This window comes from Paraburkholderia sprentiae WSM5005, assembly GCF_001865575.2.
GTDB lineage: Bacteria > Pseudomonadota > Gammaproteobacteria > Burkholderiales > Burkholderiaceae > Paraburkholderia > Paraburkholderia sprentiae.
The window spans coordinates 1443703-1462954 of record NZ_CP017562.2 but is presented as its reverse complement, the minus strand read 5'-3'; the positions used below and the strand labels follow the sequence as shown (position 1 = coordinate 1462954).

The 19252-nt window shown below is 59.1% G+C and carries 19 protein-coding genes and 3 pseudogenes; 17 read left to right on the top strand and 5 right to left on the bottom strand.

The window, feature by feature from the left end; genetic code table 11:
* Positions 1 to 6 precede the first annotated feature (6 nt).
* The 11 genes from BJG93_RS23325 (at position 7) to BJG93_RS23275 (ending at position 8282) form a co-directional block, all read left to right on the top strand.
* A complete protein-coding gene (locus tag BJG93_RS23325; RefSeq protein ID WP_231337489.1) occupies positions 7 to 1425 on the top strand; it encodes an AAA family ATPase in 1419 nt (472 codons plus the stop codon).
* Positions 1426 to 1743: 318 nt separating this feature from the next.
* Positions 1744 to 1905, top strand: coding sequence for a hypothetical protein (locus BJG93_RS23320; protein WP_231337488.1), 162 nt, complete (start codon positions 1744 to 1746; stop codon positions 1903 to 1905).
* A 500-nt stretch (positions 1906 to 2405) separates the two neighbouring features.
* On the top strand, positions 2406 to 3863 hold the full coding sequence (gene nifE / locus BJG93_RS23315; protein ID WP_102631009.1) for a nitrogenase iron-molybdenum cofactor biosynthesis protein NifE: 1458 nt from the start codon (positions 2406 to 2408) through the stop codon (positions 3861 to 3863).
* Positions 3864 to 3915: 52 nt separating this feature from the next.
* Positions 3916 to 5307 (top strand): nitrogenase iron-molybdenum cofactor biosynthesis protein NifN, encoded by a 1392-nt coding sequence (gene nifN / locus BJG93_RS23310; protein ID WP_102630888.1) that lies wholly within the window; start codon positions 3916 to 3918, stop codon positions 5305 to 5307.
* Positions 5308 to 5329: 22 nt separating this feature from the next.
* Positions 5330 to 5743, top strand: coding sequence for a nitrogen fixation protein NifX (nifX, locus tag BJG93_RS23305; RefSeq protein WP_027193739.1), 414 nt, complete (start codon positions 5330 to 5332; stop codon positions 5741 to 5743).
* The gene (locus tag BJG93_RS23300; protein ID WP_027193738.1) at positions 5736 to 6221 is read left to right on the top strand and encodes a NifX-associated nitrogen fixation protein; all 486 of its coding nucleotides are present in this window, start codon (positions 5736 to 5738) and stop codon (positions 6219 to 6221) included. The genes nifX and BJG93_RS23300 overlap by 8 nt, the downstream gene beginning before the upstream one ends.
* A 24-nt stretch (positions 6222 to 6245) precedes the next feature.
* Positions 6246 to 6446 (top strand): CCE_0567 family metalloprotein, encoded by a 201-nt coding sequence (locus BJG93_RS23295; protein WP_018423155.1) that lies wholly within the window; start codon positions 6246 to 6248, stop codon positions 6444 to 6446.
* A 25-nt stretch (positions 6447 to 6471) separates the two neighbouring features.
* A complete protein-coding gene (fdxB, locus tag BJG93_RS23290) occupies positions 6472 to 6783 on the top strand; it encodes a ferredoxin III, nif-specific (RefSeq protein ID WP_102630889.1) in 312 nt (103 codons plus the stop codon).
* 11 nt (positions 6784 to 6794) lie between these two features.
* A complete protein-coding gene (locus tag BJG93_RS23285; RefSeq protein ID WP_231337594.1) occupies positions 6795 to 7355 on the top strand; it encodes a nitrogen fixation protein NifQ in 561 nt (186 codons plus the stop codon).
* Between the two features lie 130 nt (positions 7356 to 7485).
* Entirely contained in the window at positions 7486 to 7737 is a 252-nt protein-coding gene (locus BJG93_RS23280; RefSeq protein ID WP_322786927.1) for a hypothetical protein, read from the top strand.
* 53 nt (positions 7738 to 7790) lie between these two features.
* Entirely contained in the window at positions 7791 to 8282 is a 492-nt protein-coding gene (locus BJG93_RS23275) for a DUF2325 domain-containing protein (RefSeq protein WP_231337487.1), read from the top strand.
* Positions 8283 to 8704: 422 nt separating this feature from the next.
* Here the strand turns inward: BJG93_RS23275 and BJG93_RS23270 are convergent, their stop codons facing one another.
* From BJG93_RS23270 to BJG93_RS23250, 5 genes and pseudogenes are all read right to left on the bottom strand, one after another.
* Positions 8705 to 9493: an ABC transporter permease gene (locus BJG93_RS23270; RefSeq protein ID WP_071336654.1), complete on the bottom strand. Its 789-nt coding sequence runs from the start codon at positions 9491 to 9493 to the stop codon at positions 8705 to 8707.
* Between the two features lie 3 nt (positions 9494 to 9496).
* The gene (gene nodI / locus BJG93_RS23265) at positions 9497 to 10411 is read right to left on the bottom strand and encodes a nodulation factor ABC transporter ATP-binding protein NodI (RefSeq protein WP_071336653.1); all 915 of its coding nucleotides are present in this window, start codon (positions 10409 to 10411) and stop codon (positions 9497 to 9499) included.
* A gap of 273 nt (positions 10412 to 10684) precedes the next feature.
* On the bottom strand, positions 10685 to 12043 hold the full coding sequence (gene nodC / locus BJG93_RS23260) for a chitooligosaccharide synthase NodC (protein ID WP_071336652.1): 1359 nt from the start codon (positions 12041 to 12043) through the stop codon (positions 10685 to 10687).
* 244 nt (positions 12044 to 12287) lie between these two features.
* Complete coding sequence (locus BJG93_RS23255; protein WP_063828913.1) at positions 12288 to 12719, bottom strand: polysaccharide deacetylase family protein; 432 nt, start codon at positions 12717 to 12719, stop codon at positions 12288 to 12290.
* Between the two features lie 693 nt (positions 12720 to 13412).
* Positions 13413 to 13607, bottom strand: a pseudogene (locus BJG93_RS23250) (transposase); the annotation flags it as partial.
* A 49-nt stretch (positions 13608 to 13656) separates the two neighbouring features.
* Here BJG93_RS23250 and BJG93_RS23245 point away from each other — a divergent pair.
* The 6 genes and pseudogenes from BJG93_RS23245 to BJG93_RS23220 all read left to right on the top strand — a co-directional run.
* Positions 13657 to 14068, top strand: a pseudogene (locus BJG93_RS23245) (tyrosine-type recombinase/integrase); the annotation flags it as partial.
* Positions 14069 to 14676: 608 nt separating this feature from the next.
* Positions 14677 to 14841, top strand: a complete 165-nt coding sequence (locus tag BJG93_RS23240; protein ID WP_407675302.1) for a hypothetical protein — start codon at positions 14677 to 14679, stop codon at positions 14839 to 14841.
* A gap of 48 nt (positions 14842 to 14889) precedes the next feature.
* On the top strand, positions 14890 to 15249 hold the full coding sequence (locus BJG93_RS23235) for a hypothetical protein (protein ID WP_034478434.1): 360 nt from the start codon (positions 14890 to 14892) through the stop codon (positions 15247 to 15249).
* A gap of 532 nt (positions 15250 to 15781) precedes the next feature.
* Positions 15782 to 16813 (top strand): annotated as a pseudogene (locus BJG93_RS23230) (nitrogenase component 1); the annotation flags it as partial.
* 75 nt (positions 16814 to 16888) lie between these two features.
* Positions 16889 to 18001, top strand: coding sequence for a saccharopine dehydrogenase (locus BJG93_RS23225; protein ID WP_082194574.1), 1113 nt, complete (start codon positions 16889 to 16891; stop codon positions 17999 to 18001).
* The gene (locus BJG93_RS23220; RefSeq protein WP_082194573.1) at positions 17964 to 19220 is read left to right on the top strand and encodes an ATP-grasp domain-containing protein; all 1257 of its coding nucleotides are present in this window, start codon (positions 17964 to 17966) and stop codon (positions 19218 to 19220) included. Before BJG93_RS23225 ends, BJG93_RS23220 begins: the two co-directional genes overlap by 38 nt.
* The last annotated feature ends 32 nt before the right edge of the window (positions 19221 to 19252 follow it).

Sequence of the window (19252 nt, the reverse complement as noted above, 5' to 3'; positions counted from 1 at the left end):
CCGTTCATGAACCAGTTCACCGATATTGATCACAAGAACCTTGACCCGGTAAGGCAGCAATTTGCATGGGAAGCGCTAGCTGCGCATTTTGATGATCGGTCCCCGGAAGAGCTCACCTCCTCGCAGCGGCAGTTTCCCCATCACACGCGCCCCGAGCTTCAACAGACGCTCTCCCGCCTGCTGACGCCGTTCGCTCCGCGCCTTCTCGGCCTCAATCATGTTCATGAGCGGTTTCCGTTGACAATTTCCTCGCTGTTTGTGCAGAGTACCGGCCCGATGTCTACCACGGTGTCCCTTGCTCCTGTGAAATACCGGGATGTCGATGTCGGAGAAGAAACACCGGTCGCGGTACTCGACAACGGCTTGTGGCTGATCACCGATGGCGAGCTGAGAGCCGCTGTGCTGTTCGAGCAGCACATGGAAGGAATGAACACGTCTATCGCGAGCGTGGAGATTGTCAGTCTGCCCAACGCGCGCGGGCTGACCTTCGGCAGCGAGGTGTATGCGGGGCTGGAGCAGGCAATTCGCGAGTCCCGTCTGTACCGGGGCAAAGTTCTTTCCCTCGAGGTAACCGAGGATTATTCAGGCCAGCCCCGCAGCATCGTCGTGCACCGTCTGCCTGCCGTGGAGCGTCAGGACGTCATCGTGTCACCGCAAACCATGGAGCTGCTTGATCGCAATATTTTTGAATTCGCACGCACCAGAGAAGGATTAAAGATATTACGCCAGTCGTTGCAAAAGGGTGTCCTGCTGTACGGGCCGCCCGGAACGGGCAAAACCCATACGATCAAGTACCTCGCCAGCAATCTGCCAGCGCATACCACCCTTCTGATCAGCGCCAATCAAGTGGGGCAACTCGACAACTATATGCTGCTGGCCCGGTTGCTACAGCCAAGCATGGTGGTCATCGAGGACGTCGATCTGATCGGGAGACATCGCACCGAGATGCGCGGCCCGAAGGAAGAGAGTCTGCTCAACCGCTTGCTCAACGAAATGGACGGACTTCATCAGGACGCCGAGATCCTGTTCGTGCTTACCACCAACCGGCCGGAGGAAATCGAGGAGGCGCTCGCGGCCCGTCCAGGCCGGGTTGATCAGGCCATTGAAATACCGGCACCTGATGCGGATTGCCGGGCGCGCCTGCTCCGGCTCTACGGTTCGAGGATGAGCATCCCGGCAGACGTCGCAGCGTTTGCAGTGGAGCGGACTGAAGGCGTCAGCGCTGCATTCATCAAGGAACTGGTGCGCCGGTTGGCCCAGCAAAGTATTGCGCGTAAGGCACAGGGCGAAGTCAGCATGGAGGATGCTGAAAACGCGTTACAGGACATGCTGGTGCGCAGCGGATACCTGAGTCAGGCGCTCCTTGGCGGCGCACCCGCACGGGAAAAACCGCAAGTACGAATCGTGGGTGACCAGTGCTTCTGAGCGTTGCAGGGAGCGGGGGGTCCGGTCCGGAAGAATGATCGGGAAGGGCCGGCGGCCCATATGCCGCCCCTGACTCACCATTTCATCTGCTGGCTACCGGCGTGCCCGTCGAGCATTCTCACTGATTGTGGATCCTGGCCGATGTTATCGAGCCGTTCTCAGTTAACGTGACCCCGTTCTCACTTAATGTGGACCTGGACGCGCCGATATTCTCAGCCAATGTAATCCCGAAAAGGCGCTGTTATCGGGCCTTGGAGATTTATGTTATCGAGCCGCTACAGCTAGCCTGCGTCACGAACCTCAGCGAGGGAGCGGGGCATGATTTATGTAGTCAAGCAGTCTGACTCAGTGCCGCTGCGTGGGTGGTTCGCCTACGACGATTTTGAGCGCGAGGTGGCGGCGTCCGACCCGTTGAGCCTCGCGGAGATCAATGACGAGGTAACGCCGCGCGAACTGCTCGCGCTGGTCGACGACGACTGAGCCGCCCAGCGGGGCAGGCGGCGCGAATGGCGCATACACACTGGAAGAGCGTTCGGGATATGCGCGCAGGCGCGCTCGGTGCATTGCTCGAACGCGTACCGGCCGAGATCAGGCCTGAGCGCTTCGAGCGCTTGCTGGAAGTCTGTCTCTGCGACTTTGCGGCGTATCCCGGTCATGGTAGACGGACTACGCGAAAGCTCCACGGATGCGCCGCGCGCTGACTGCTTACCTGGCGGTTCGCGAACCCTTGAGGCCGGATGCGTTGCCGGAGGCGCGCGCCAATGCGATCGCACGGGTCCTGCTCAATACGGAACGGCAAGGCAGGCAGTGAACGTGTGTTGTCGTTTTCTGTGTCGCGAACCGTTTGTCGCAAACCGTTCAAACTCGCGATGACGGTGCGCGCGAGCGACTGCTTCAGCGCCAATTGGCACGTTTTCAAGGCGTTTCCCGGTGGTATGGAACTTGCCACTAGAGAAACGTCCATCCATCAGGAGCACATCATGTCTGCTTCGCTCAATGCCCAAATCGCCGAAGTTTTCGACGAGCCGGGTTGCGACAAGAATCAAGGCAAGAGCGAGAAGGAACGCAAAAGGGGCTGCACGAAGCAGCTTTCGCCGGGTTCGGCCGCAGGCGGGTGCGCGTTCGACGGCGCGAAGATCGCTTTGCAGCCGGTGGTGGACGTCGCACACCTCGTGCACGGGCCGATTGCTTGTGAAGGTAACTCGTGGGACAACCGGCACGCCGCTTCGTCCGGTTCGCAACTCTATCGCACGGGCTTCACCACCGATATCAACGAACTCGACGTGGTGTACGGCGGCGAGAAGCGCCTGTTCAGGAGCGTGCGCGAAATCATCGAGAAATACGATCCGCCCGCAGTGTTCGTCTACCAGACCTGCGTCACTGCGCTGATCGGCGACGACATCGAGGCAGTCTGCAAGCGCGCCACCGAACAATTTGGCAAGCCGGTGATTCCGGTCATTTCCCCCGGTTTCGCAGGGCCGAAGAATCTGGGCAACAAGCTTGGCGGCGAGGCGATCCTCAACTATGTGATCGGCACGCGCGAGCCCGAGTACACGACGCCGTATGACATCAACGTCATTGGCGAATACAACCTGTCGGGCGAACTCTGGCAGACCAAGCCGCTGCTCGACGCGCTAGGCATCCGTATCCTCTCGTGCATCTCCGGCGACGGGCGCTACAACGAGATCGCAAGTTCGCATCGCGCCAAGGTCAACATGATGGTCTGCTCGAAGTCGATGATCAACATCGCGACAAAGATGCAGCGGCGCTACGGCATCCCTTACTTCGAGGGCTCGTTCTATGGGATCGGCGACATGAGCGACACGCTGCGCCATATCGCCAGCCTGCTCGTGCAGCAGGGCGCACCGGACGATCTGCTCGAGCGGACCGAGCGCCTGATCGCCGTCGAGGAAGCGCGCGCGTGGGAGCGCATCGCGCAGTACAAAGCGCGCCTTACCGGCAAGCGGGTGTTGCTCATCACAGGTGGCGTGAAGTCTTGGTCGGTGGTTTCCGCGCTGCAGGAAGCAGGGCTCGAAATCGTCGGCACCAGCGTCAAGAAGAGCACCAAGGAAGACAAGGACAAGATCAAGGAGATCATGGGCGACGACGCCCACATGATCGACGGCATGACTCCGCGCGAGATGTACGCGATGCTCAGGGACGCGCGGGCCGACATCATGCTGTCGGGTGGCCGCTCACAGTTCGTCGCACTGAAGGCCCGCATACCGTGGCTCGACATCAATCAGGAACGCCACCACCCTTATGGCGGCTACGAGGGAATCGTCGAGCTGGTGCATGAGATCGACCGCGCGATCTACAGCCCGGTGTGGCAACAGGTGCGGATCCCTGCTCCGTGGGGCGACGACGGGGGAGCGCTCGGTGTGGTCCAAGCGCAAGCCGCGCGCCCGCCGTCGAGCGCCCCGGGGTGGGGGCGATGAGCCTCGAACCCGGTATACACCGACCTGACGCCCCCGAACTCGAGAACATGCCATGGCCGATGTCGTCGAATCTATGAAAGCCTGTGCGGTCAATCCGCTCAAGATGAGCCAGCCGCTGGGCGCGAGCCTCGCGTTCCTTGGGCTCGATGCCTGCATGCCCGTGATGCACGGCTCGCAGGGCTGCACGTCGTTCGGCCTCGTGCTGCTGGTGCGCCACTTCAGGGAGGCGATCCCGCTGCAGACGACAGCCATGGACGAAGTCACCGCGGTGCTCGGCGGCTACGAGAACATCGAGGCCGCGCTGCTCAACATCCGCAAGCGCGCTGCGCCGAAGGTCATCGCGATCTGTTCAACAGGTCTCACCGAGACCGAGGGCGACGACGTGGCCGGCTATCTCGTTACCGTGCGCAAGCGCAAGCCCGAACTCAACGACACTGAGATCGTCTATGTGTCGACCCCCGACTATGTCGGCGCATTCGAAGACGGCTACCGGCATGCGATTACCGGCATCGTCAACGCGCTGGTCAAGGCGTTGCCAACGGTGGCCAATCAGGTGACGCTGCTGCCCGGCAGCCATCTGTCGCCTGGCGACATCGACGAACTGCGCGAGATCATCGAAGCGTTCGGCTTCGATGTCATTGTGCTGCCCGACATTTCCGGCTCGCTCGACGGCCATATCGCACCGGACTGGCGCGGCACCACACTGGGCGGTACCACGCTCGCGGAGATCCGGGCCGCGGGTGCATCGGCATTTACGATCGGCGTGGGCGAGCAGACGCGCGACGGCGCGGAGGCATTGCATGCTATCGCTGGCACGCCGTTCGAAGTGTTCGGGCGGCTCACCGGACTGGAACCCAACGATCGTCTGCTGCAATTGCTCGCGCAGCGCTCCGGACGACCCGTTCCCGCGAAATACCGGCGTCAGCGCAGCCAATTGCTCGATGCGATGCTAGACGGCCATTTCTACACTGGAGGCATCAAGGTCGCGATCGGCGCAGAGCCCGATCTGCTGTTCGCGGTCGGCAGCGTGCTGCACGAGATGGGCGCGCAGTTGCGCTGCTGCATCAGCACGACGCGATCGCCCGCGCACGCGTTGCTGCCCGCTGATCAGGTCGTGATCGGCGATCTCGAAGACATGGAGCGCTCCGCGGCGGACTGCGACCTGCTGATCACGCATTCGCACGGCAGGCAGATGGCCGAGCACCTGCAAAAGCCGCTCTTCCGGATCGGTTTTCCGGTCTTCGACCGGGTTGGGAACTCACATCGACGCTACGTCGGCTACCGCGGCACGATGAACCTGATCTTTGAGATCGCCAACCTGATGATCGAACGGATTCCGCATCACGATCCGGCCGACTGGCCGCTGCCGCAGGCCGCTATCGATCTGGCCGCGCGCGATCCGGCGCGGGAAGCGAACATTCCTGTCGTCGCGGCCGGTGCTTGACCCACCTAAAGGAGCACACAGCATGAAGATCGCGTTCGCCACCCAGGACAGGCAGTTCGTCGATGCGCATTTTGGCTGGGCGAGGAGCATCGTCACCTACAACGTCACACCGGACGGCTACCAGTTCGTCGAGGCGTTCGACTTTGGTGGCAAGCTCGAAGAGGACGGCGACGAGGACAAGCTCGTGCCCAAGCTCGAAGCCGTCAAGGATTGCGCGATCCTGTACGTCGCCGCAATCGGCGGCTCGGCCGCGGCGCGAGTGGTTGCGCTGAAGATTCACCCGATCAAGGTGCCGCGGCCCGAGTCCATCGAGGAGACTCTCGGCAAGTTGCAACAGGTGCTGAAGGGCACGCCGCCGCCGTGGCTGCGCAAGGCGCTGGTGAAGGGTGGCGAACGTGTATACGACTTTGAAGACGATGAGGTATCCCATGGCTGAATCATCCGCAATTCCGTCCAAGGCCAGCGATGAAATGCTGCTGGTCGCACCGTTTGTGCAGCAGCTCGTCAGGCAGTTGCGCGCGCAGGACGCCCGCGGCGTGTGGGACGGAAAGACCGACCTGCAACTGCTCAAGCCGTACATCCACACGCCGGAGGAACGCCGCGCGATTCCGATCATGGGCGACCCCGACCCCGAAACGCTGTGGCGGCTCGAGCTTTTCTATAGCGCGATTGCGGTGGCGATCGAGCGTGAGACCGGCCAAATGGTTTCGCCGATGATGAAGATGAGCCACGAGGGCTTCGGGCGCATGGTGTTGCTCTCGGGGCGGCTCGTTGTCGTCAACAAGCAGTTGCGCGACGTACACCGGTTCGGCTTCGCTTCGCTGGAGAAGCTCGCCGAGGCGGGCGCAAAGCTTCTCGACGAAGCGGTCGAGGTGATCCGGACGTACCCCGCCGTCGCACAGTACGGAGCCTGAAGGAATCGTGAGGGGACCGAGACGATGAGCACCGATGCCGATGAACTCAAGGCGCACCTGAAGAAACTCAACGCGCAAGCGACCCAGGCGAAGTTGGACCTGCACGACCTCTCAGAGGAACTCCCGACCAATTGGGAGAACATTCTCGCTGTCGCCCAGCGCTGCCATGACGCCCACGCCGCGCTGATGGCAGCCCGCAAGGCTGCCGCTGAGGCAGCTGCCTGAACCAGCGAAGCCACGGAGCCACATCATGAGCGATACCTTCAGCGTTACGCTGCCGAGCGGCGCCAGCTGGACGCCGACCTTCGTCAACAGGCTCGACGAAGAAAAATGCATTGGTTGCGGACGTTGTTTCCGTGTCTGTCCGCGTGGCGTGCTGCAACTCGTCGGGCTTAACGAGGACGGCGCGCACATCGCACTGGACGGCGACGACGAAGACGAAGACGACGAGTACGAGAAGAAGGTGATGACTATCGTGCATCGGGAACTGTGCGTCGGCTGCACCGCGTGCGCGAAGATCTGCCCGAAAAAGTGCTACACGCACGCGGCCGCCGTTCTCTGAGCGATGCCGCGATGAACGCCTATGCAACCCTGATGGCGTGCGCGGTGGAAGCGGGCGATCCCACCGTGCTGGCACTCGCCGGCGTGCTGTCGAGCGGGTTCGAGCACCACGGCGTCGATGTGCTGCCGATGCCCGGACTGGACGCCGACCAGACGCACCGAATGCTCGCGCGCTGGTTCCCAGGTGCCGGGCCGGCGCTCGGTCTTACGTGCGTCTTGTCGCCCGCCACGATGCCGCGTGACGACGAACTGGAAGACCTGGTGGCGTTGCTCAATCACCATGCCGATCCGCGCGCCGGCCCGGCAGACGAGGCGAACTGCGTGGCCCATGCATTGGCCTGCGCGAGCCTCGGGCAAAAACACCTTTGGCAAGACCTGCTTCTGCCGTCGCGGCGCGAGTTGTCCGCATTGATCAGCCGCTGGTTTCCGCGGCTGGCCGCGAAGAATACGCATGACATGAAGTGGAAGAAGTTCTTCTACAAGCAACTGTGCGAGCGCGAGGGCCTGTTCATCTGCAAGGCGCCGAGTTGTGGCGTGTGTTCGGACCATGCGCTTTGCTTTAGAGCGGAGTAGGCAGTACGCGTCGGTCACCGCTTCGATTGTGTCGCGTCGCGGGTGGCCGACTTCGTGGTCGAGTCCTGCGGCGGGCTGCTGTATTACGGCGAGCGGCATGCGCATCTGCAGGCGGCCTTTCGGGCCGCCGTTGCTGTTTGACGAAGAGGGCCGCGAACCTTGGCTGATTCAACTTTGGCACGCGTTCGACGACGTCGGTTTCCCGCCCGCGCTGCGCGCCGACTTCTGGGGCTTGGCGAAGCCGCTGTCCGAGCATCGGCTGGCGCCGCACGCGCGTCATGCCGGCCGGATGCGCTACACGAACGACGCGGTGCGTAGCTGGTTTCTCACCCCGGCAGCAGGCGAACGGTTCGCGGGCCATGTCACGAGGCGCTCTCCATGAGACCCATGCCGCCTGCCGTTGCCGTAACGGTGCGATCCGAAGCGCAGCCCGTCATGAATCAGAACCGCGGCACATGCCTTCCCGACAGCAGTGCGAGCCTGTCGCTGGAGCGCGCGCGGGCACATGTCGCGAGCCTGCAGCACGAGTTGTTCGCGGTTGAGCAGGCGCTGCTCGACGACCGCGCATTGACGCGCGCATTGAGCGGGCGTCGATGGGTTTATGTGGGCGGGCGGCCAAGCATCAACGCCGTGCTGCGTGCGCTGGTGGAGGCGGCCGGAGGCGAGTTCGTTCATCACACCGGGACCATCGACGACGATAGCCGTGCCGAAGGCTTCGAGGCTTTGCTGTCAGGCGCCTACCGGGTGCTGTGCCCATTGGGTCTGATCGACCCGGACTCGCTGGTCGCGCTGCGGCGGTTGTGCGCGCGTCACCGCGCGCCGTGGTCCGCTTTGCGTTCGTCGAGCGTGACGAGCTCATCGCGGGCGTGTTGCGGGCTCGGCCTGCCCAGCCGCGCGGCGTGGTCGCAGCGTCGCGCTTCTGCCTGAGGCATGGCTGACGTCGTCATGACTTTACATACCGCGAGATGTGGGCGCAAAACTTGCCTTTGATGTGGTCTTTCCACGAGAGGGCCTGCCATGTAGGATTCCGCACAACGCTACGGCCTTTTCCTCAACGTCGAGAACCCCGACGGCGACGCGTGCGATGCGCTGACGCAAACCGTGCGTAATGCGCCGGCCGCCCAAACGTTCGGCTGCCACGAGGTGTGGCTCGCCGACCATCACTACAGGTCGTACGCGATCAGCAGCGCGCTGACGCTGCTGTTTGCCCACACCGCGACTCGTTTCCGGTGCTATATCGGGCTGTAGGGATACCGTCGGCGGATGAGGCGCGTGCGCGGATGCACGAAGCGTTCGCGTTGATACGACATGGTGTTTTTCCTAGTCACTCGTACAGGCCATAGCTAACATTAAGACATGAGGCGTCGACGTAACACCGCCACCGACAGGAAGAACGGCAACACCGTGCAAATGCAGAGAGCGCCAATATGCAGGGCAACACTGCCCACCGGGCGTCCGAGCATCGCGGGACGGATAAGGTCGACGGAATGTGCGAGCGGTAAGAAGCGCGCTACGTCGCAAAATACGGCAGGTAGCTTACTGATCGGGAAGATCACGCCGCTCAGGAGCACCATGGGCGTGAGAACGAGCGTTTGATAGAACACGAAGTAATCGTGACTGGGTGCAAGCGCCGCGAGGATCATCGCCAGACTCGCGAAGGCGAGGCCAGTCAGGGCGATGGCAGGCGATGCATAGAGAATGGATGACCACGCTGAATAACCCAGCACGGTGGCTACCACCATGACGGCGATGCCGGCAAAAAAGGCCTTAGTGGCGGCCCATGCGAGTTCACCGAGAACGATATCGCCGAGCGTGAGCTGTGTACACAGGATCGCTTCCCACATGCGCTGAACATGCATACGAGAGAAAGCTGCGTAAATCGTTTCGAAGGTCGCGGAGGTCATCGCGCTCGTGGCGACCATGCCCGCCGCGAGAAACGCGATATAAGATGCGCCATCGACGCGACCTACCATTATCCCGAAACCAAAGCCGAGGCCGAACAGATAAATCATAGGATCGGCAAGGTTACCGAGAATCGAGGCAAACGCGACTTTTTTCCATGCCAGATAGTTGTGGCGCCACACTGCAACCCAGTTCCACACGTTCGCGGGCAGGGCCGCTGCATAAAACTCTCTCATCGTTCACTCCTTCATCCCGCGCCCGGTTAACTGCAAAAAGACATCCTCGAGATTTGCTGGACGCTGTAAAAGGCGCAGCGCCGCGCGCCCGCGCAACTGTACACACACCCGTTCCGGATCGGACACATAGCAGAAGAGGGTCCCGCCACTGACCTCGATACGCTGCGCGTGCGGCGCGATCAACGTGCGCAGCTCATGCGGATTGCCGCCGCGGATCTCGACCACGTGGCTCCCGATCTGTTCTGCGATCAGCGCGCGAGGCCCGCCTTCGGCGATCTTTCGCCCCTCCTCCAGCACACACAGTCGGTCGCACAACCGCTCGGCCTCTTCCATGAAATGGGTGGTCAAGAGGATCGTCTTGCCGCGCGCCAACAGGGAACGCAGGCGTTCCCAGATCAGGTGGCGCGCATGCGGGTCGAGACCCGTTGTAGGCTCGTCCATGACCAACAACTGTGGATCGTTGATCAGCGCGCGTGCCAGCATCAGCCGCCGCTTCATGCCACCGGATAGTTCGGTGACGCGCGCATCGACCTTGCTTTCGAGGCGGGCAAATTCGAGCAGCGACGGCACGACCGCCTCAATTTCACGTGTGCTCATGCCGAAGTAGCGCCCAAACACGAGAAGGTTCTCGCGCACGGTGAACCCGGGCTCGAGGTTGTCGAATTGCGGCACCACGCCAATGCTCATACGTGCCGAGCGAGCGCGCGCCGGCACTGGCTCCCCGAGCACGATGATCTTGCCTGCGTCGGGCGGCGCCATGCCGAGAACCATACGCACCGTCGTGCTCTTGCCCGCGCCATTTGGCCCTAGCAGACCGAAGCACTCTCCAGGCGCGACGCTAAACGACAATCCGTCGACTACGATCTTGTCGCCATATGACTTCCTTACGCCGGTGAAGCTGATTGCTGCTTTGGACATGGAGATAAGAAGGGAAATTACGCACTTGTCTTAGAGAAAAAGAAGCCGTTCTGCTGCTGCGGCGCGATTGAAAACGCCCTGGTCGATAGACGATCCTTGCCTGCCACGCGGGAGAGTTACTGACAATGGAGTACCAGGATTTCGGTGAATGCACTGGCGTTGGGAAGACGACAATCGAGCCTTTGCGTGAGACGATCGCACTCAAGCGGACCAGTGACAATGGTGGGCGGTTCTGGGGTTGGCGCAATACTCGAGATCTATATGTACGATTAACTAATCGCCATCGAATGCTTCGTCGGACGTCGCTAATGTTGAAGACTCACACGCGTGATCCTCCCGACGGTGCGGAGTCGCAGATCTTGACGCTGAAGTCGCGTTCGGCTTTGTAACCGGATTCGAAGTATCGACCTGTTTTTCACGAACGTTCGATACGTTGCCTGCAGAGCCACGGGACAGCCAATCGCTATTGCTCAATGTACACAGCGCATAGGCTTTCAGGGGAAGTAAGAGAAAGAGGTTGATGGGTGTGTGAAGAAAAAAGCCAAGAAATCGAATCTGGCGAGCGCGAACGGATGCCACGCTACAGCGGATCATGGTCCATGATGCGATTATCAGGGCAGTCCACCACGGCACTGTCGCTGTTAATGCGAGCTGCGCGAGCGCCGCTAGAAGCGAGAAGGCGAGAAATAGCGAGCCCAGATTCTGTCCGATCACGTCCAGCGTAAGGTAGCGATCTAGACAGGGCAGCAGGCGCAGCGAAAGCAACGTGTCCCGATAAGTACTGCGCGCCCAGCGCAGTTGTTGGCGCAGATACGCCCCCAGTCTGTCCGGAACGACTGTCGCCGCAATGGCATCCGGAACGTACTCGGTCCGATAACCTGCCGTCAGCATGAGAATCGTGAGATGGCGGTCCTCGCCGAAGTCGCTCGGTTTCCCGCGAAAAAGTTGCGTCTCGTACTGATCGAGCAGCAAAAGGAGGGCGGACCGGCGGTACATGGCACACGGACCACAACAACACATAACAGCGCCGAAGCGAGCCTGTGCGGCGCGCTCTTCGTTGCAAGCCAACCAGTACTCCATATCGATCAGACGGGTCAACCAGGTATCGTTGCGGTTGCTGGCGATCAACTGACCCATGGCGGCGCCTATCGTCGTGTCTCGCATTCTCAATACGAGCTTCTTGACGACATCGGGCGCCAGCGTCGTGTCCGAGTCGACGTTGAGTACCAGTTCCCCGGATGAACAGCGTATCGCGGCGATCTGTGCCTTGCGCTTTCCCATATTTTGGGGAAGCGTAATGAAGTTGAATCTGGGGTCGCGCGCGTGGGCATCGTATACCGGCCTCACGGCGTCGAGATTCGCAGAACCATCATCGACCAAATAGACGCGCAGTTTACCGGCGTAGTCCTGGTTTGCAATGGACTCCAGGCACGCCGAGAGCGTGCGCGGTTGCTCGTTAAAGCACGGGACGATGACGTCCACGTCCGGCAGAAAGTTGGGGTCGGCGGCATTGGGCGAATTCGGCGGACCACTCGTCGGTAGGCCATGGAGGGCCTGTACGCTTTTGTAAACAGTCGAGAGTAGTGCATACAACAAAACCGGGGCAGTGCTGATTGTGGCAATGGCATTCATAGATGTCGGTTTGTTCAGGATGGTTGGGTAGCGAGCTGATTACAAATCCGCAGTCATGCAGCGCTGGAATCAGGCGGGAAAGCACCATGAGCGTCTGGTCGCGCAGCCCAGCATGACAGCACCGTCCTGACTCGCCGGGAGGACGTCCGTTGTGCAAGAGCACAATTGCGCCAGTCCGGACAGAGGCCAGCACCGCGCTGACAATCGCATCGACGCCGGGCGAGACTAGTCTGACGCCAAGGGTCTACCGACCAGTCAAGAGCCGCCAGCCCCGCCTTTGCCGCTTCAGCGACCACTTCGTCCGTCCATGTTCCGTAAGGGCACGTATATGCCGAACTGTGGCTTGGGCACACGCCATCCGGATGATCCTGTTCGCGTCCAATATTTCGCGTCGTACTTCATCAGGTTCGCATCTGGACAAATCCGGATGAGTCATCGTGTGAGTGGCAATCTCGTGTCCCTCGGCGATCATTCGCTGGATCAGCTTCGGCTGGTCCTCTACGTATGCGCCGATGACGCAGAACGTTGCTGGCACCCGGTGTTCTGCCAGCACATCGAGGACGTCCGGTGTGCAAAGTGGATAAGGACCGTCGTCAAACGTCAAATAGACGTCGCGACGTCCGGCGCGATCGTGGCACTCGTCGCGCGCCTCGGATGCGCAATCGAGTACCTTCACAGGTCTGGCCCGTTTCGTTCAATTATCGAGCCAGTAAGCTGCTCCACAGTCGATCGTCCGATCCGGAAGGCCGCGACGGGCACGGTTTCGGTAAGCTCAGGCGGCGTGTCGGGAGGTAAATTCAAAAGTGTGGGCATCATGGAGACATGCCTAAATATGTGTCGTACTACTTAGGTGTATAAATATGAAGTGTTCGATCAATCAGCTCAATTCACATTTCCGCAACGACGGGTCCCACTGTGCAACACAAGAAGCGATTTGTAAAATCGATTGTATCGATGCCTTTCATCTATAGCGTGGATACGTTGAGAAATGCGTTTTACAGTAGGTAGATGAAGTGGGTGGCAGATCTTGCCCGCCCAAATGATCGTTGAGCGCGTGTGCGGTTCGAGACGACCCATCCTGACGATGTCGGACAGAATCGCAGAAGATGATCAAACCATATCTGGAACCCATCGCGGAGCCGGTGTTTCATGACTATCCGCATGGATATCGTCCTGGCCGGTCAGCGCATCAAGCAGTGGCCATGGCGCGCGTGCGTTGCTCGCAATGCCTGGGGCTGGGCTGAACAAGGCGCCAAATTAGCGACGTGTTAGCGATTTGAACGTCTCGAAGTCATGAAGCCCATTTCGAGCCGTGTGGTTTCGACCCTTTCGGGCCTTGTGGGCGGGCACTTTGCCCGCTTTTCGCCCACTATGGGCGTATCGATGCCATCAATTGCCTGCGCGACAGGTAGACGTTGGCTAGCGCTAGCGCGACGAACGCCCGATTAGCGTTCTTTGCCAGCCCGCGATAGCGTACCTTCGTAAAGCCCCACAGTCGCTTCACGACCGCGAAGACATGTTCGACACGCGCCCGGATCTTCGACTTGTTGCGGTTCTTGCGGCGCTGCACCTCGTCGACGTCTCCGCCCGCACGGCGTATACGCTGATTGGTGAAAGTCAGCCTCGCGGAGTCGACGCATGCCATGAGAAAGTCTGTCTACAACCGAAATCTCGCGACGGAGTTTGCGCATCTGAAACTTGAAGAGATCACACGGTCGCGCCTGATGGCCAAGTGCAAAAAGATCAAGGAACGGAGAGCCGCCGCTCTCGCCCGTGCAGGCACACGATATCGTGCTGCAGGCCTACCGTTTCGTGCAGGCCAGGGGGCTGAAGGTGGACAACCCGGCAGAAGCCATCTGGCCGTCAGCCATCGCGCGGTTCAAGCCTCGCGACCGGGCACTGACGCCCACCGAAATCCATGTTTTCTTCAAGGCGCTGGAACGGACGCCTACGTTGCCAACGCGGCATCTGGCTATCAAGTTCCTGCTGCTCACAATGGTGCGCAAGTCGGAATTTATCCTCTCAGCTGCGGCTCCCTTGAAATTGCGCAATTTTTTTAAACGCTGAATCGACGTCAGAGTGATGGGTGTTTCAAGCCGTGGTTCCCCAACGCCCGGACGTGGCGCGGGAATGTTAGGCGTGTTCAGATGGGGTCGTCATAAAGTATTGAACAAGTCAAAAAGGCTGAACATGTCGTGCACGTCGTTCATATGGTTGCATGTCCACGATTTCTGAACAGGTGGAAATTGTGAACGACACGACCCATATGGCCTTACGGACTTCGATCACCCGACCGAAGTCCTGCTCAGTCAACTCACCAGCGCCCGGCAACCCGGCGCTGATATGGTACTGTAGGTTTGCTTGATCTCAGCGTAGCCACACTCTTTTGAAGCATGGGAGTAGCGCCATAGCGGAGCGCCACCGCGTCGATCTCGAAGCTCCTGCGATCGCTGTCACGAAACAAAAGATGCTGCCAAAATGATGCCACTCCTGTAGTGGCGATCGGCCACGAAAGACGTCATCATTATGCGGAGAACAGGCGTCGAGAACTACCGATTCGCAGGCTTCTGGGACAGAGACTCTGCGTAAAAACTGATCTTGCATTAAACAAACCGTTCAAGGCATGGTCGGAGGTGTTCCCGAATGCGGCCTGCGTCGTCTCGCTGGTCGACCGCCTCGTGCTTCGCGCCGAGGTCATCCTCATCGACGGCGAGTCGTATCGCGTCAAGGACCGCGCGAGCCCGGCCGAGCAGCGCGCCAGCAGGCGTAACGCCGCGCGCCAGGAGAAAAAGCCATGAGCCGCTGCACCGCACCTGCCATCGGGCCTGTCTGGCGGACTGGACTTTATGATCGATGCCAACGGGTCGCCGCAGCAGGCGTTCGCGGTCTTCGAACTGCTCAGCGATCTGCGCGCGCGCATCTGGATACGTTACTGCGTCGAGTTGCACGAGCTGATCCGCGAGCAGCGTTACCACCCAGCGATGCCGACATCGACGACAGCGGGGGCGGGTTCTGAGTCTGTCTTCCTCACCTCGCGGGCGGCGATGCCTGCGGGGCATGGCCGAATCGTGCACTCGTCCTTGCGCCACCGTCTGGTGTCGGATTTGCACTGCCGTGAACAAGTGCTTGTGCGTCCCTTGAAGACGACGTCAACGACACGCCGATCGTGCTGCAAACGGGACAACGGGTTTCTATCGAGTTCGTAGCGGATGAACACATAGGCCATTAGCATGCCTAATAAAGAACCGAGCACTCGCAAAAAGGACGACGGTTCGTGCATCATCGGCAAACGGCAAACGGCAAACGGCCACGCGGTTTTGCAACGTTCATACCAGCGCCGAATCGGGTTTTGGCGATGGCGAAGACGCCAAAGCATGGAGGTGAGCTCGTGCTGCGAGTTGCATTTGCGACAAAGACGCGCGGGTTTGTCGGGAAGCTGACGTCGCGAACGTCGCAAGCCGCAATTCCGGAAACTTGCGAGAAGTCCTATTCGGCTGGGCTCTGGACGCCTCGTGCGCACATGGCACGATAGCTGCGTGAGAGCGATCCGCGCGGACACAATCCGACCGACGCGTGACTCGACAGAAGAAGACCAGACGGGACGAACCGCTGGCTGAGGACATCGTCGCGGCTTTGCAGCCCAAACTCGCACCCTGGCTTTCACCTTCTATCTCATTGTGGAGTACGACAATGTCTCAACTTCGGCAGATTACCTTCTACGAAAAAGGTCGGATCGGCAAGCAGAAGGGTAGCGTACGGGAAGACTACGATGTGCCGTTCGCACACACGCCCGCGTTTTTCGGAAACCACGTGACCAGTTGTGACAATGCGCTACCGGGCATTCTGAAGCACTTTTGGGGCGGTAGGGCGGGAACTGCCACCCCGCTTGCACGCGTGCCGGACGACAGCGTGAACTTTATCGGCGGATTCGACGACTTCGTCGTCGGCAACATGAGGGAGATTCGGCGAAAATTCGATCTATTCGGCGTGACGGTCAACATCATCTGCGATCCATCCGAGACATGGAACGCATCGACCGATGGCGACTTCCGGATGTGCAACGGGGAAGCGACACAGGAGGAAGTCGGGTGCGTGCTGAACGCAAAAGCGACATTTGTGTTCCACGAATATTGTTGCGAGAAGACGAGGAGGTTCACCGCAGAGCATGACCAGGAGATTATCGCGTTGAACGCGCCCATCGGCGTCGTAGGTACCGACCATTTCCTTATGACGGGAAGGCGGATTCCTGCAAAGCTTGAAATGGAGCTGCGCCAACTCGTCGATGCCATGGCGGACAGTCAGCCGAATCTACACGGCAAGCGCTATGCACTCTATGGCGATGCCGACCAGATGCTCGCATTCACTCAATTTCTGCGGGAACTTAGCGAGGAGCCGGCGCACGTTCTGTCCACCAACGGTACCGATCGCTGCGCGTCGAAAGTGCGGCCGCTTTGGGACGCGTCGCCATACGGTGCACAATGCAAGGTCTACCCAAAGCGCGACCTTTGGCACCTTCGCTCGCTTCTATTCATAGAGCCGGTGCAGTTCCGGATCGGCAACACACATGGCAAGTATCTGGAGCGCCACACCGGACATCCCTCGTGCGCTTGTGTTCCCTATATTTGACCGTCACCACTACCACCGCTACCCGACTTGGGGGGCGGCGGATTGCGGATACTGCTGGCACTGGTCGAAGAACTTTTCGAAGCACTGCACGCGAGCACGACTTCTGTGTCGAAGACCGATTACTGCTATGACATCGTCCGATGACGGCAACATGGCACAGGTATTCCGCGGTCGCGCGAAGCGATCGAGGTACGTTTCTTACTGGCTGAAGAGGGCTTCATGAATCACATCTGGCTTCGATGCGAAAGCAAACGTTTTGAGCGCCGCACGCCCCTTGTACCGGCTCATGCTGCGATGTTGGCCAAGAAAGGTATCGTAGTGACCGTAGAGCATTCGCCCATGCGGTGCTTCCCGGACGAGCAATACGAAAAAGTCGGGTGTGAGATCGTCAAGTCGCATTCTTGGAAAAACGCGCCTTCCGACGCGTACATTCTAGGACTGAAAGAGCTAAGTGAAGACGTCAACGAGGTCCGTCATACTCACATCTATTTTGGCCATGTTTTCAAGCAACAGACGGCCGCGGTTGAGGTGCTAGACCGGTTCCGCCGAGGCGGAGGCACGCTGCTCGATCTTGAGTACCTTCGAGACTTTCGGGGTTTGGAGCTTGTGAGTCGGGGAGTAAGTTTCTGGGCGGGCGTGTGTGGGGCGGCCGTGACGCTGGAACTTATGGAACGAAAGATGAGTGATGCGGCAGAAGTATCGCTCGAGAAAACGTTCCATAGTAGCTTTGAAGAGCTAGTAGAGTTTCTGAAGCGGAAGATTGAAAAAGTAAGAAACGCGAGGATCCTCATAGCTGGTGCACGGGGAGTGACTGGATCCGGAGTGCGCTACCTGTTGGAGACCGTTGGCCTCGGTCACGAATGTTGGGGAAGGGCGGAGACTGCCTCAGACTTACGTCATGAGCTTCTAGATTTCGACATCCTTTTCAACTGCATACGGTCAGACGAGACAACAACGATACTGCTTCACCCAAAAATGCTCGAAAAGCCACATCGGCTTTCGATGATTGGCGACGTAAGTTGCGACGCGGCCAGTCCGTACAACCCACTACGTATTTATCGAGAGTCGACCGATTTTTCCAAACCAGTACAGACGTGTGGTTCAGGGGAAAACGCCGTTGATGTAGTCGCGTTGGACAATGTTGCCTCGCTGTTACCTGTGGACGCGAGTTCGGCCATAAGTAGAGAGTTATTCCCTTTCCTTTGTGAGCTTGTTATAAGCGGAGGCTACTCCATCGACTCAGCGTGGGGGACTGCATATCTCAATTTCGCCGCGAGTCTTGCGAGGACGCAAAATGCAAACCAGAAGCAAAAACGTGATTGTGATTGTTGATGGATGGTCGTCGGGGCGATATTTGGCACCGGCTTTCATCGGCCATGGATACGAGTGCATACACATTAGCTCAACAGAAAAAACGTCGCGGTTTGGCTACAAGCCGGTTGACTACATTGCCAACTTTCATCTCGAATCGACCGCCATGTCGGAAATACTTGAAAATCTCCGCGGGTATTCAGTCAAAGCAATCATGCCCGGTAGTGAGTCCGGTGTCGTACTAGCAGATTTATTAGCAGATAATTTCGCTGTTCCGCGAAATGACGCCAGAACAACGCAGGCTCGCAGAAACAAATTTCATATGATCGCAGCACTTAAGAAGGCTGGTGTATCCAGTATGAGGCAGTTCGCTTCGCGGTCGCTACGCGAGCTTCTCGCCTGGTACGGTGAATCTAAGTTGGATACGGTCATATTGAAGCCGACAATGGGAGCCAAGTCGGATGGTGTCGCACTTTGTTCGAATGCGAAGGACATAGAAGCTGCCTTCGTGGCCACTCATGGTAAACCGAACGTGACAGGAGTAATCAATACGGAATTCGTAATTCAAGAACGTCTTCAAGGCCAAGAGTTGATGGTAAATAGTGTCAGTTGCGAGGGCCATCATTTTGTGACCGATATGTGGATTGGCGTTGGTGGCTTGGTGGACACAATCTCGACAGACGAGTATGCGCAACTCGTAATGCGGCGGACGGAAATTTTCGAGAGGGTCGAGAAATATGTTCTTGAGACGCTGGACGCGCTGGGAATTTGCAACGGCGCGGCACACAGTGAGGTGATGCTGACAGTCAATGGACCGCGGCTTATCGAGTGCGGCGCGCGTCTGACCGGCGCTCAACTCTTCGCGGCCGTCGAGGAGGCGCAGGGATACAGTCAACTTTCTGTGATGGTTGAGACGGTATTGAATTCCGGACAGTTTCAAAGACGAGTGAACGCATTGCGTGGGTCAAGACAAAAAGGCCTAAGGTTTGTTTACATGTGTTCGAATCGGGAAGGATATGTTGTGAACAATCCCGATCTCAGTCGATTTGGCGAATTGGCGACACTGGACCGGATGATTGTATTCCCGAAAATCGGCGATTATCTGACAAAGACAAACGGCAGCCTAGGGCGACCGGGATATGCGTTCCTCTTGTCCAGTGATAATCAAACCTTGGACATGGACTATGTCCGCTTCCGGGAACTCGAGGCAAAAATGTTTCAGCATGTATTGGAGGCATAGGCAACCTCCCCCAACGACCGGGCCGATAGATT

Excerpts from the sequence above, each read along its gene's own strand:
- BJG93_RS23325 (WP_231337489.1), top strand. The coding sequence starts at position 7 with ATGAACCAGTTCACCGATATTGATCACAAGAACCTTGACCCGGTAAGG.
- BJG93_RS23320 (WP_231337488.1), top strand. The coding sequence starts at position 1,744 with ATGATTTATGTAGTCAAGCAGTCTGACTCAGTGCCGCTGCGTGGGTGG.
- nifE (WP_102631009.1), top strand. The coding sequence starts at position 2,406 with ATGTCTGCTTCGCTCAATGCCCAAATCGCCGAAGTTTTCGACGAGCCG.
- nifN (WP_102630888.1), top strand. The coding sequence starts at position 3,916 with ATGGCCGATGTCGTCGAATCTATGAAAGCCTGTGCGGTCAATCCGCTC.
- nifX (WP_027193739.1), top strand. The coding sequence starts at position 5,330 with ATGAAGATCGCGTTCGCCACCCAGGACAGGCAGTTCGTCGATGCGCAT.
- BJG93_RS23300 (WP_027193738.1), top strand. The coding sequence starts at position 5,736 with ATGGCTGAATCATCCGCAATTCCGTCCAAGGCCAGCGATGAAATGCTG.
- BJG93_RS23295 (WP_018423155.1), top strand. The coding sequence starts at position 6,246 with ATGAGCACCGATGCCGATGAACTCAAGGCGCACCTGAAGAAACTCAAC.
- fdxB (WP_102630889.1), top strand. The coding sequence starts at position 6,472 with ATGAGCGATACCTTCAGCGTTACGCTGCCGAGCGGCGCCAGCTGGACG.
- BJG93_RS23285 (WP_231337594.1), top strand. The coding sequence starts at position 6,795 with ATGAACGCCTATGCAACCCTGATGGCGTGCGCGGTGGAAGCGGGCGAT.
- BJG93_RS23275 (WP_231337487.1), top strand. The coding sequence starts at position 7,791 with ATGAATCAGAACCGCGGCACATGCCTTCCCGACAGCAGTGCGAGCCTG.
- BJG93_RS23270 (WP_071336654.1), bottom strand. The coding sequence starts at position 9,493 with ATGAGAGAGTTTTATGCAGCGGCCCTGCCCGCGAACGTGTGGAACTGG.
- nodI (WP_071336653.1), bottom strand. The coding sequence starts at position 10,411 with ATGTCCAAAGCAGCAATCAGCTTCACCGGCGTAAGGAAGTCATATGGC.
- nodC (WP_071336652.1), bottom strand. The coding sequence starts at position 12,043 with ATGAATGCCATTGCCACAATCAGCACTGCCCCGGTTTTGTTGTATGCA.
- BJG93_RS23235 (WP_034478434.1), top strand. The coding sequence starts at position 14,890 with ATGATCGATGCCAACGGGTCGCCGCAGCAGGCGTTCGCGGTCTTCGAA.
- BJG93_RS23225 (WP_082194574.1), top strand. The coding sequence starts at position 16,889 with ATGAATCACATCTGGCTTCGATGCGAAAGCAAACGTTTTGAGCGCCGC.
- BJG93_RS23220 (WP_082194573.1), top strand. The coding sequence starts at position 17,964 with ATGCAAACCAGAAGCAAAAACGTGATTGTGATTGTTGATGGATGGTCG.